The 11,158-nt window shown below is 53.6% G+C and carries 11 protein-coding genes and 3 pseudogenes; 11 read left to right on the top strand and 3 right to left on the bottom strand.

What is annotated here, in order from left to right:
- Positions 1-116: 116 nt before the first annotated feature.
- Positions 117-746, bottom strand: a pseudogene (locus tag IE061_RS17775) (hypothetical protein).
- 879 nt (positions 747-1,625) lie between these two features.
- Here IE061_RS17775 and IE061_RS17780 point away from each other — a divergent pair.
- Positions 1,626-2,102, top strand: coding sequence for a reverse transcriptase domain-containing protein (locus tag IE061_RS17780; protein ID WP_229800855.1), 477 nt, complete (start codon positions 1,626-1,628; stop codon positions 2,100-2,102).
- Here the strand turns inward: IE061_RS17780 and IE061_RS17785 are convergent.
- Positions 2,017-3,270: pseudogene (locus tag IE061_RS17785) on the bottom strand (IS256 family transposase). The gene IE061_RS17780 and the pseudogene IE061_RS17785 overlap by 86 nt on opposite strands.
- A 162-nt stretch (positions 3,271-3,432) precedes the next feature.
- On the opposite strand from IE061_RS17785, the gene IE061_RS18335 reads away from it, so the two are divergent.
- From IE061_RS18335 to IE061_RS17795, 3 genes are all read left to right on the top strand, one after another.
- Positions 3,433-3,714, top strand: a complete 282-nt coding sequence (locus IE061_RS18335; RefSeq protein WP_373295004.1) for an HlyD family efflux transporter periplasmic adaptor subunit — start codon at positions 3,433-3,435, stop codon at positions 3,712-3,714.
- Positions 3,715-3,963: 249 nt separating this feature from the next.
- Positions 3,964-4,389, top strand: a complete 426-nt coding sequence (locus tag IE061_RS17790; RefSeq protein ID WP_189464323.1) for a hypothetical protein — start codon at positions 3,964-3,966, stop codon at positions 4,387-4,389.
- Positions 4,390-4,407: 18 nt separating this feature from the next.
- On the top strand, positions 4,408-5,154 hold the full coding sequence (locus IE061_RS17795; protein WP_189464322.1) for a hypothetical protein: 747 nt from the start codon (positions 4,408-4,410) through the stop codon (positions 5,152-5,154).
- Here IE061_RS17795 and IE061_RS18145 read toward each other — a convergent pair.
- Positions 5,149-5,349 (bottom strand): annotated as a pseudogene (locus IE061_RS18145) (microcin ABC transporter ATP-binding protein); the annotation flags it as partial. The gene IE061_RS17795 and the pseudogene IE061_RS18145 sit on opposite strands and share 6 nt — an antisense overlap.
- 280 nt (positions 5,350-5,629) lie before the next feature.
- Here IE061_RS18145 and IE061_RS17800 point away from each other — a divergent pair.
- The 7 genes from IE061_RS17800 (at position 5,630) to IE061_RS17830 (ending at position 11,075) form a co-directional block, all read left to right on the top strand.
- Complete coding sequence (locus tag IE061_RS17800) at positions 5,630-6,622, top strand: hypothetical protein (RefSeq protein ID WP_189464302.1); 993 nt, start codon at positions 5,630-5,632, stop codon at positions 6,620-6,622.
- Between the two features lie 434 nt (positions 6,623-7,056).
- Entirely contained in the window at positions 7,057-7,542 is a 486-nt protein-coding gene (locus tag IE061_RS17805) for a hypothetical protein (protein ID WP_189464301.1), read from the top strand.
- 11 nt (positions 7,543-7,553) lie between these two features.
- Positions 7,554-8,477 (top strand): hypothetical protein, encoded by a 924-nt coding sequence (locus IE061_RS17810; RefSeq protein WP_189464300.1) that lies wholly within the window; start codon positions 7,554-7,556, stop codon positions 8,475-8,477.
- 13 nt (positions 8,478-8,490) lie between these two features.
- On the top strand, positions 8,491-9,267 hold the full coding sequence (locus IE061_RS17815) for a hypothetical protein (RefSeq protein WP_189464299.1): 777 nt from the start codon (positions 8,491-8,493) through the stop codon (positions 9,265-9,267).
- A gap of 37 nt (positions 9,268-9,304) precedes the next feature.
- On the top strand, positions 9,305-9,751 hold the full coding sequence (locus IE061_RS17820; protein WP_189464298.1) for a hypothetical protein: 447 nt from the start codon (positions 9,305-9,307) through the stop codon (positions 9,749-9,751).
- Between the two features lie 36 nt (positions 9,752-9,787).
- Positions 9,788-10,576: an ABC transporter ATP-binding protein gene (locus IE061_RS17825; protein ID WP_229800901.1), complete on the top strand. Its 789-nt coding sequence runs from the start codon at positions 9,788-9,790 to the stop codon at positions 10,574-10,576.
- Entirely contained in the window at positions 10,569-11,075 is a 507-nt protein-coding gene (locus IE061_RS17830; protein ID WP_193462207.1) for an ABC transporter permease, read from the top strand. The genes IE061_RS17825 and IE061_RS17830 overlap by 8 nt, the downstream gene beginning before the upstream one ends.
- Positions 11,076-11,158 lie beyond the last annotated feature (83 nt).

Raw genomic sequence — 11,158 nt, forward strand, 5'->3', positions numbered from 1 at the left:
CACGACCGGGACGTGAATGCGGCCCGGAATATCCTCAGCCTCGGGGCAGGACGTTGCCCTCAAGAAGTTGGAATCCCCGTCCTTTAGGGCGGGGAGGACGTCAACGATCGAGTGCCTCATTGCGCTTTGTGCAGCTCAATCTCTTTTGCCCACTCTACAACGCGTTGACGGTCACGGCGACTGTTCATGTGCTGCGTATCCAGGTGAAGCGGCACCAACTGACGTGTTGGCTCTGCCTAGAGCGAGAGGTGGGCGCGTCGGGCAGCCCCTACTGGCATATCCTCCGAGCCATAAATGGCGATGACGCGTATCTCCAACGTCAGCGTCTGCTCGCGCAGTAATGCGTCATCCAATTTCCAGTAGCGCGTCAGTTGCTGGGCGATCGAGCCAAACGTTTGAATATGCAGGTAGTCGCCAGAGGGCAAGGGGCCTTGATGGGTGCGATAGCAGGCTTCGTTTTCCTCGCCACTTTGCTGCTGATACTCGACGATATCCAAAGGGTAGGCGCCTTCAGGGGTATGAAGCACCGCCACGAGATGCTGGATATAAATTGCTTCGCTGCTCATGTTGCTGATCAGGCAAAGCGCGTCGGTGCCTACTCCCTTGCCACGATTGACGATGATGCGGGGTCGTCGTTGACGAACGTAACCGTTGTAGAGCAGCAGCGCGTAGAAAAGCCAGACGAACAGAGTGCACACGCTGGCCACGGCAGAAATAGCTTGAGCGTGATCATTGAGCCATTGCATAGGTTGAGATCCTTCTCAATTGCCATCATGAGTCAACTGCAAAGATAGCGGAAGATGAACTGCATGCCAGCAGCAATCAATAATAGAGGGCTAGAAACAAAAAATTCGGTTAGCATGGCGCTACCGAATTCTTGATCTTGCGCTAGTGGTAAAGAGTACCACACGACAAGTTGTGATTGGTGCGGATGGGGAGACTTGAATTGTCTTTATTAATCAATATTTTGCGGCGATAAATTTGGTTAGGCATACAGGTAGGCATACAGAAAAACCGGCGCTGCCATGAAATGACAATTTGTAGCCCAGGCCTCACGCCTGGGCTCTCTTGTGCGCCCGGCACGGGCGCACTCCTGGAGGTGCAAGTCCTCCCGTAAGCTGGCCACAGCGAACGAAGCGAAGCGCAACTGCGGAAGGGTGACCAACCGTGGGAAGGAAGCGTGGAGCGTAAACCGCGAGCCGATGAACAAGAACCGGATAGGAGGCGCTGCCGAGCAGGGCGAGCGGGCAAGAAGCCGCGAAGCTCTTGTGGCCAAGGCGACGTAGCGTATATCCGGCGGTTGTGCGGTGAAGGAGTGTGTCCTTACCCGGGGAGATCTCGCCTTATGCCTGAAAGGGCAACGTGACCCCACGGAGCGAGAAGTCGGCAGAGGCCGTAGTAGCTCCTCGTCTTTTTTTTTGGAGCAAAGGGCTGAACGAGAAGGAGCGTCAAACGTCTTGTCGATGAGATCAGTAATGCATCAGATGCCCGCGACTGCGGGGCGGGAGAAGGCATGCCAAGGTGAAGCCTTGTCGTCCTGCTCCAGCGATGAAACTGGCCTCCCGCGACAAGTGTCGGAGGACGCAGGGCAAGGTCTGCTTGAGCGGGCCTTCGCAAGAGAGAACATGCTACGTGCATGGAAGCGCGTGCGTGCCAACAAGGGAGCAGCAGGCATCGATGGTCTGGATATTGCTCAGACCGCCGAGCACCTAAGGTGGGCCTGGCCCGATATTCGACAGCAGCTTCTTGCAAGTCGATATTATCCTCAGCCTGTCCGCCGAGTGGCTATTCCGAAGCCAGATGGAAGCGAACGAGAACTGGGGATACCCACCGTGACTGACCGTCTTATCCAACAGGCACTGCTGCAAGTTCTACAACCGCTGATCGATCCTACTTTTAGCGAGCACAGCTACGGCTTCCGTCCGGGCCGCCGTGCCCATGATGCCGTACAAGCTGCTCAGCGCTTCGCCCAACAGGGTTACCACACGAGTTATAGTCAAATCTGGTGGATGGCGGTCAGGCGACAGTCCTGTCTGACTGATCGGTTACCTGCTCTCCATCCTGAAACCGGACGTTGTTCACGACCAGTTCCAGCTTGCTGAACCCCTTGATGCGCTTCCAGCGCTTCTCGGCGCTCTGGAGCAGCTTGAAGACCATCGCCAGGGTCGTCGCTCGGGAGCCGCAGTTCCGGCTCCGCTTGCTCCGCAGGCGCACCGTGGCGAAGGTCGACTCGATCGGGTTAGTGGTGCGGATATGCACCCAGTGCTCTGCCGGGTAGTCGTAGAACGCCAGCAGCTCGTCCCGATCCTTGGCCAGGCAGGCCATCGCCTTGGGGTACTTGGCCTCGAAGCGTTTCAGCGTGCGATCGAAGGCCTTGTACGCATCAAAGCGGGTCTCGGCCATCCAGATGTCATGGAGGTCGGCCTTGACCTTGGGCTGTACCGACTTCGGCAGCTTGTTCAGCACGTTAGCGGTCTTGTGGACCCAGCAGCGCTGATGGTCGGTCTCTGGGTAGATCTTGCTCAAGGCCGCCCAGAACCCCATGGCACCGTCGCCCACCGCCAGCGTGGGAGCCTGGGTCAGACCACGCTCTCGCAGCCCCGTCAGCAGCGTTTCCCAGCTGTCCGCCGACTCGCGGAAGCCGTCCTCGACGGCCACCAGCTCCTTGCGGCCCTACTCGGTGACCCCGATGATCACCAGCAGGCACAGGCGGTCATCCATGCGCACGTTGCTGTACACCCCGTCGGCCCACCAGTAGACGTAGCGACGGTCGGCCAGGTCTCGCTTTCGCCACTCGGCATGCTCGTCCTCCCACTGCTTCTTAAGCCGTGACACGGTGTTGGCCGACAGGCCCTTGGCCTGGTCGCCCAACAGCGCCGCCAGGGCTTCCTGGTAGTCGCCGGTGGAGATTCCCTTCAGGTAGAGCCAGGGGATCAGCTCCTCGATGCTGCGGGCCCGCTTCAGGTAGGAGGGCAGCAGGCTGCTATTAAAGCGAGCGCCTCCACCGCTGCGGTCTCGCACCTTGGGCACCTGCACGCTGACATCCCCGATGCCAGTCTGGACCGTACGCTCGGGCAGGTACCCGTTGCGGACCACGGCCTGGCGGCCATCGTCGAGCCGATGATCGGCATACTGCGCCAAGAAGGTAGCCAGTTCGGCCTCGAAAGCCTTGGCAATCAAGTCACGGGCGCCTTGGCGCAGCAGCTCGTGCAGCGGGTCAGCGACCTGGGGTTCTGGTTGTGAAAGAGCCCGGAGGGTAGAATCGGTCATGGCGTATCCACTCTGTTGGTTGAGATCTTGGTCGTGATCAATCAACAGGATACGCCACCCTTCCTATCTCCTCCCATACACCAGACTTGAGCTTAACTCGCAGAGGCGGAGTTGGCCTCTACCCTTGATCAGGGGCGGGGAGATAATCGGCGCATCGCCGAGATGGAGCTTGAGAATGCTGCGGCTCGCCATGAAGCTCTGTTGGTACAGCGCGAGGGGCGCACTCTGCGGGCTCCCTTTTCCGGTGTTGTGATGCCGCCACTCAGCCAGAGTGGTGAGGTGGAGAGTGAGCCGGTACAGAATGGCACCCGTGTCAGCCAGGGGCAGCCGCTGTTTACTTTGGCGAGCACTGAGCGGATACATATTGCCGCTCGGGCCGAAGAGGTGGACATCNTATCACTACCTATAGGAGCGAAGGCGCCATGGTGGTGCCTCCTGAGGTAATTCGTCACGAAGAAAACGATACCTACATCGAATATCGCGCTTCGCTACAGGACGTACCCCGGCGTATCAAGATCGAAATTGGACAGGCTACGCCCAGAGGTATAGAGGTCTTCGGACTGCCGCAGGGGCTTGTCAGGCTATGAATAAAATAAAAAAAATGCTCAATTTTTTTTCGCCCTGCCGATAACTGGTGTGTAGGGAGCAATCCAAAACCACATTTTTGCATCTGCTCTAAAGGAGAGTTAAGTTATGATTATGAAAAAGGCATATGCTAGTTTATTCGTATTTTTGCTATTGATGCTCACTGTGAGTTCTGCGTCGGCACAATCATGTGGCTCCATGAATGTTAGCAGTAGCGGAGGATACGTAGCGCCACAACAATATGATACAGTTTATACCTTTAATGTAAGATGTGTCGCTACTTACCGTTTTACATTCGAAGACCGCTCCGGAAATAATCCTCGGCATTTCTTAGAACACATAATTGAAAGAAACACAGGTGGTTCTTGGCAGGTTGTTTCTGTCACCACAAGTATGAATGCGAGAAGCGTGACACGTACATTTAGCCCAACGGCTACCGGTGAACATCGCTATAGAATTAGAAATATTGGAGATAATACGGTACGCACCTGGGCCATGACTGGTACTATTCCGACTATCAGTATCTTTCCCTGAGGCAAGGAGCCATTGAGAATGGACTCTCAATGGCGTGCCACTATAGAGAGAAATCTCATGATCTCAAATGACTCTGCCATTGCATCACTGCTCAGCAACTTGAATGCGGGTATCAATCGTGGTCCGTTGCTTGATCCAAAGACTTACGAGGACTTCACCGTTAAGGTTGGTCGGGAGACCGGGCCGCAAGGTGTTCTGGGGGGAGTGCTGAGCCAAGAGGATTACGATACCTTCATGGATATCGTAAAGGATCTCAATGTCAAGGATGCCAGCATTCGTGAAATGTCTACCATGGCTCGCCGGCTCCGTGAGGCAGGCTTGGAAACTCCACTGGGCGTTACCGTCATCAGTGATGGACCGGTTGAATTCAACTCCGCAGGGAAGCAGATCAATCATGATGTAAAATATAATCAGTTGGAATATCAACGGCAGAACTTGCCAAACTACACGGATTCGCCCGCAACCCGACATATGGCGATTGGCGCAATGAAATTGGTCGCTGCTATTGCCAATGCTTCCCCCGTTACTGGTGAAACGGTTTCTTCGCAGGTCTTCGCACAACAGGACCTGGGTCGTGTCGCTGAAAAGGGAGATAACCAGGGCGTTCATCTCGAATTTTCCGAACTGGCCAAGCAACTGTCAGGGCGGGAAGACGAAAAGTTCGAGCTACCGGAGGAGCTGAAGCTGGCGATGCTGCTCCAGGAACTCGAAGATGCCGCCAAGGCCAGGCGACTTGGCGGCGATGGGGATGCGGAGGGCTCATGATGAGGTTGTAGCCAAGCCTGCCGCGGCAACCAGGGCCTGAGTATAGGGATGCTGGGGAGACGCAAGGATGCGTTCGCAATCGCCATGCTCCACCACCTCGCCATCCTTGAGCACCATCACCCGATGCGCCATGGCACGTACCACGGCCAGGTCATGGCTGATGAACAGGTAGCTTGGCCCGCGTCGTGCCTGGACGTGTAAGTATTTGTTTGCATCGGATGTCTCTATCAGACGGTGTCGGGTTGGTCAGATTCTACCCCCTCGGTGGCGATCAGGCAGATGCAGTGGAATTTGTGCAGCTTAGAAGGGTGCACTTCAGCGTTTCCTAAAGTCTTTTCACATTGTGCCGATATCCCTTGGTAGGCAGTGTTCAAAAGCTCGCGCACTGGCTCTCTTCATGTGCTAGCCGATGGAGCACCTCCTTAGAGCGCTGGCCAGCTGGCCGTACTATTCGTCTTATAAACGGAGATAAGTCATGGGAATATACTCTTCTACCTATGCCAGCAGCCTCTTGAACGCCAACAACCATTATAACGAAAAGGTGCTAGGGCGCGGCACCATAGGCGGCCACTACATAAATAATGGGAGCTATACTGGATTGCAGGCCGGTGACTCTCCTCTGCTAGTGAACTCATCCGGGGTAGGCGGTAGCCTTCCCCTGGCGCGGAGTGACGAAAAAAGCGCCGTGGTCACGCTCTCCCCTATGGCGATGGAGATGTCAAAAATCCTCTTGAAGGAAAGCGCGGCAACCGTCTCTCCCGCCGAGTTCGACGCTTTTCTAGAAAAAATGCATGAACAGCTCCAGGAAATGGGCAAGGGAGCGGAGATACTGCTCAAGCGACCGGACAGCTTGGACAAAAACCGGCTTTCTATCGCAGAGCAGGCGGCCAATCACCTGATGTCGAAATTTTATAATACCGACGAGCCGTTTCCCCACGCATCCTCCGAAAACCCTTTCGCCGAACTGGACAGGCACTCCCTCTCCAAAATCGCCTTTGATGATTCTGGAGACTTTACCTCAGCAGAGCGCTATTTGGCGTTTCTGCAGATGACGGAGAACGATACTCACTTCAGAAATCAGGCGCGTGAATTGTACCGCGAAACATATGCAGCGGAAGGTGACTACGCTGGCGCCTCCCTGGCTCACATGGCCAGGCAGGTAGACGCCAAATTGATCTCCGGCATGACGGAGGCGGAAAGAGCCTGGCGCGGTGTATCAGCTCCCGAAGAAAACAAGCTATTTCCAGCTAATAATGAGGAGCTTCCGGAGTTACCCGCCTACACGAATGGAGTAAAAGCATCGCTGGACAGCTTTTTTGTCGTGATGGGCGATGAAGAGGGGAGTGTGCTGCGCAGCATCGACATCAGAGCAGTGCTTGAAAACGAAGATGGCTTAAGCCTGCTGGAGATGGCGCTGCGTAACCTTGAGCAGAAAGACGCGGAAGAGCGAGACGCGGAAGAGCGTTAGTAGGACAGACGCTTCCGCGAATGCGTGGGAGGTTGTATGAGGTTAAACGAATGCATCATGGAAACCTTCTTCGGGGTGAACCGTGAAAAGGATAGCGAGCGCAATCCCAATGCGGCCAACTTTCACTGACCTTGACACGTCCTGCCGGGTCTCGTTCGTCGATCAACCACTTCGCGTAGCCGAGCAGCTCGGCGGTGCCCTGTACGCTGGTCAGCAAGACGAAAGTGTGACGAAAAAATGTATCTCCGGCCTAAAGCCTTGCCTCTCCCTGCCGATAGTCCTTCTTAGATGGCCGCTAAAAACAGCCGACTAGCCATCTGTGTATGTGAATTGCTTGTACCACAGCTGGTAGTGCTGCCGATGCAGGGCAGGCTTGGCTGAAAAACTGGGTGAACACCACCCAACGTCTCATGCCGCTAAGTAGGAGAGCTGAAGTGAAAAAGGAAATTGGTGCTTATCTAGCTGTTGGTTTTTTCCTTCTGACATTGGGGGGTGTTGCCCACGGACAATCAAGTGAGGCTTCTGTTTCAACAGAAAGTAACCCTGGGAGAATGCTAGTACTTAGTGGCGGCGGTGGCATAAATCAATCCTTCCATCATCCGGCTAGAGCTGATTTCCCTCCAGGTACTACTTTGCCAAGAAAAGAGCTTACTAGTATTGAGTGGCAAACGACGTGGTATCCCGATGCCATTGGGTTGAGTGTCGATCTTTGTTATTTCCTCCCCAATTTAAGCAGTCCTGTCGGGTGTGTGGCCGTAACTCCTAATTCTTCGGGGAGCACTACGTTCTTTAGTGGTCAGCGCTTTGATATCGGTTCCAAGGTTGAGTTTGTCTATGAAGCAGAAAGTGCCACCGGAACACTTCCTAGACAAATAGAAAATGCTGGAAATGATAGTGTGGTTTTTAATTTCCAATACTAAATGGTGGAAAGATGGGCATCCATGGTGTGGGAAGTAGCTATATCGCAAATGCCACACTGGCTTCTGTAAAGCATGAGGCTGGCAAAGATGTCAGCCTCACTCAAAGCACAGAAGTTAATGTAAGAGGCGATAAGCAAGCACAAGAAAGCAGCACGGTTACCCTTAGTGGTCGTGCTATTATGGCTTCTCGACTGTTTTCCTCAGAAAGCGGAGAGCCGCCAGTGCTGCCGAATATTCGTACGAATGGCGAATATATGGGCATGCTGCCTCAGCATTTCTTGACGGAGAGTGATCGATCCCTTATTTCAGAAATGTATGAGTTGGCGTATGAGGAGGGTGTGGACCTACGGTATGTGGATCAACTGGCTAAAGATTTAGGGCGTTATCGTAAATATGACGATGGCTCTATGCGAGGGAGCTTTAATGAGAGCTCATACGACCTTCAAGGTCGAAAACAAACGGTGAGCTTTACTGAAAAAGATGCCACTACTGCTGAAAGAATCCTGTCGGGGAGTGCGTTAAGTTCAACACGTTTGGATCAAGGTTTTATAAGGTGGAGACTGGACCCCGGGCAGGGTTTTAACCTAAGCAGTAATCATGATTTTTTGGAACAAATGGTAACCCAATTTTCCTCCGGAGGTAATGAGGTAGCGGAGCTGGGTTCCAAGTTCTCCAGCTATGTCAGGTTAGAAAACAACTACATTCTTCATACAGCGGATGAAGTCACGCTGCATAGGCCCAGTGTTTCGGAAGCATCGACCGAAGAAGATCAGTTCAAGGAGGCACTGGCATCGTTCCAAACCACAAAGCAAGACCTCAATGAACGGCTGCTGGAGGGCTTCTTCGGCAAGAGTGAGGCGAGAAAAACAGAGCAAAGCCTGCTATCGCGGCTATTCGATCTGCTGAAGATATCCAACACAAGTAAGAGAGGCTAAGGAGAGCGTTCTCATGACCCCCATTACCGGTACTCCACACCCCCAGGTCGGCCAACCCATTGCAGGCAACAGCAACCGGGTTACGCCAGCCGCCAGCACGACCGAATACACCAAGGCCTCATCGTCGGCTAGTGGCTCGTCGTCGCCTTCCAGTCAGCTTTCCACCTTGGCTCAGCAACTAAGCGATAGCGCCCTACGTGCAGAAGAGCGTGACAACGCCCTGAGCCGCAAAGAGCTGGGTGTCAGGGCCGAGGAACTGCTAGGACAGATTCTCGGGCCGAACTACACGGCCAACAAGGCACGCCACGACAGCGAAGTGCCCAATACCGACGATCCCGCGCTGCTGGCTCGCGCCAAGCAGGCCACCGACTTCGTCAACACGGCAAATAGCAGCCGTGCAACGCCCAACCCCTTTGCCGGTCTATCAAATGATCAACTAACACTGATTATCTATGATGATAGCGGCGCCTATACTGTCAATGAACGCCGTGCAGCATATTATGAGGCCGCTGAACAAAGACAAGCCTGGAAAAGGGAAGTGGTCGCTAAGGCCATAGCAGAATATAATAGCACAGGAAAAATGACTAACTTCTATTCGGAAGTTCTAGCTTATTACGAATCATTGCCCCCGATTGAGCAAGCACAATATCCGGTCGGCTATACAGAAAATCTTCAGCAGCGGGTCGACGACGATACCGATCACCGCCCCAAGGCTGCGCAAACCCCAGATCCATTCAACCTTTTCGCAGTGCTGGATCGGCTCAATACCCATGGGCCTGAAAGCAAGTAAGGGAAGTACTCCCTAAAACGTCATAAGGAGATATGACATGCAAACATCGAAAACCTTTGTTGCAGGGCTGGTATTGATTGGATCGCTGGCGGCAAGCACCGCCTATGCGGGGCCGCCGGTAACCGTTACTTTCAAAAATGAGGCGAGTGAGGACGCAACCTACACCATCGTAAATGCGAATGAATCTAGCACCTACGCCAATGCATCGCCAAAGCCAGACGCAACGGTTAATGGCGGTGGAAGTGATATCTATATGGTACAAAGCCTTATCAGCCCAGATGCCAACTACGCTACAGTACGTTATCGTATTGGCAGTAAAGAATGCCGTTTCGATACCAGCTACGTCAAAATTCCCATGGGCGGTGTCATGATTCCTCAATGGAACGAGAACGCAAATGGTAGCGGTGGTGCCATATGTACCGCCAATATCACTTCGACCAATTTAACAACCCATGAATGGTCGGTTGATTTCATCATGAGATAATGGAGAAGAGTAGGCATAGCCTGCGGGGAAACGCCAATGATAGTGGCGTTTTCCTTTGTCTGTTTTTTTACGCTCAACATGTCATGTTCGGAAGAAGTTTGGGAAAGTATGATGCGTGACACAACAGCGTTGATTTCATTGAGAAATGTCGGCCACCACTATCAGGCGGGAGATCAGGCTTTACACGTATTGAAGCATATTACACTGGATATATGGCAAGGTCAGTCGTGCGTTATCCTGGGAGCTTCAGGGTCTGGTAAGAGCACTCTACTTAATGTTCTTGGTCTACTTGGCCGCCCTTCATCAGGTACGTTTCACTTTTCAGGTCGCGATGTGCAAAATGCCAGTACGGACGAGTTGGCATCGATTCGCAACAATGAAATAGGGTTCGTCTTCCAATCTTTCAATTTATTACCACGCCTGACGGCATGGGAAAATGTCGCCTTACCGCTGTCGTATCGTGGTGTATCGCGACACCAAGCACGCCAATATGCTATGGAGCAACTCCAAAAGGTCGGTTTGGCAGACCGTGCCACACATCGCCCATCGGAGCTTTCCGGCGGGCAGTGCCAACGAGTGGCAATCGCCCGCGCCTTGGTCGGTTCCCCCTCGCTTATCCTGGCCGATGAACCTACTGGCAATCTCGATAACCAGACTGCTGCCGATATTCTGAACCGGTTGCTTACGTTGAATCGCGAGCAATCCGTCACACTGATCTTGGTGACACACGATACCACCATGTCAAGACACTTCGACCGGCAACTGGAAATCCATCAGGGAGAAATGCATGAAGTCGTGGCCATTGGAGACCACAAACATGCATGATAAATCTGGCCACATTACCTTTGTGCAGGTGTTGGTCGAATCTATCGACAATCTGAATGTGTCGGGCAGGCGCTCGCTGTTAGCGCTGCTTGGCATCATGGTGGGTAGCGGGTCGATCATTGCTCTGCTGATCATCGGTGGGAGCGCTGCCGAGGAAGCGATGCGCACCTTCCGCCATATGGGCACGGATACGTTGATTGTCACGTTTCCATCCGAGAGGAGAGATCAGCGGCAAGTGCCGGCTCATTTAGACACCCAGGCAATGCAATCGGCATTGCCGGATATTACCGTGGTCGCGCCGCTCAGCCATACCTCCGGTAGCATCAGCTACGCAGGGAATGAAGTTAATGCCTCCTTAGTTGGTACCACGGGCGGTATGGCGGCGGCTATTGAGTTGCAACTCCAAGAGGGTAGACATTTATCCCGTTTTGATCGGCGAGAAACTTTTGCTGTTGTGGGCGCACGAGTCGCTGAGGAACTAGGGAGCGTTAACAATTAGGCCAGCCATATGACGGCGGATACAAGGTTGAGTAGCGACTGGTAGTTTCTCGCCAGTCGCTCATAGCGTGTTGCCAGCCGCCT

Origin of the sequence: Vreelandella hamiltonii, assembly GCF_014651795.1 — a bacterium.
In the GTDB taxonomy this organism is placed as follows: Bacteria; Pseudomonadota; Gammaproteobacteria; order Pseudomonadales; family Halomonadaceae; genus Vreelandella; species Vreelandella hamiltonii.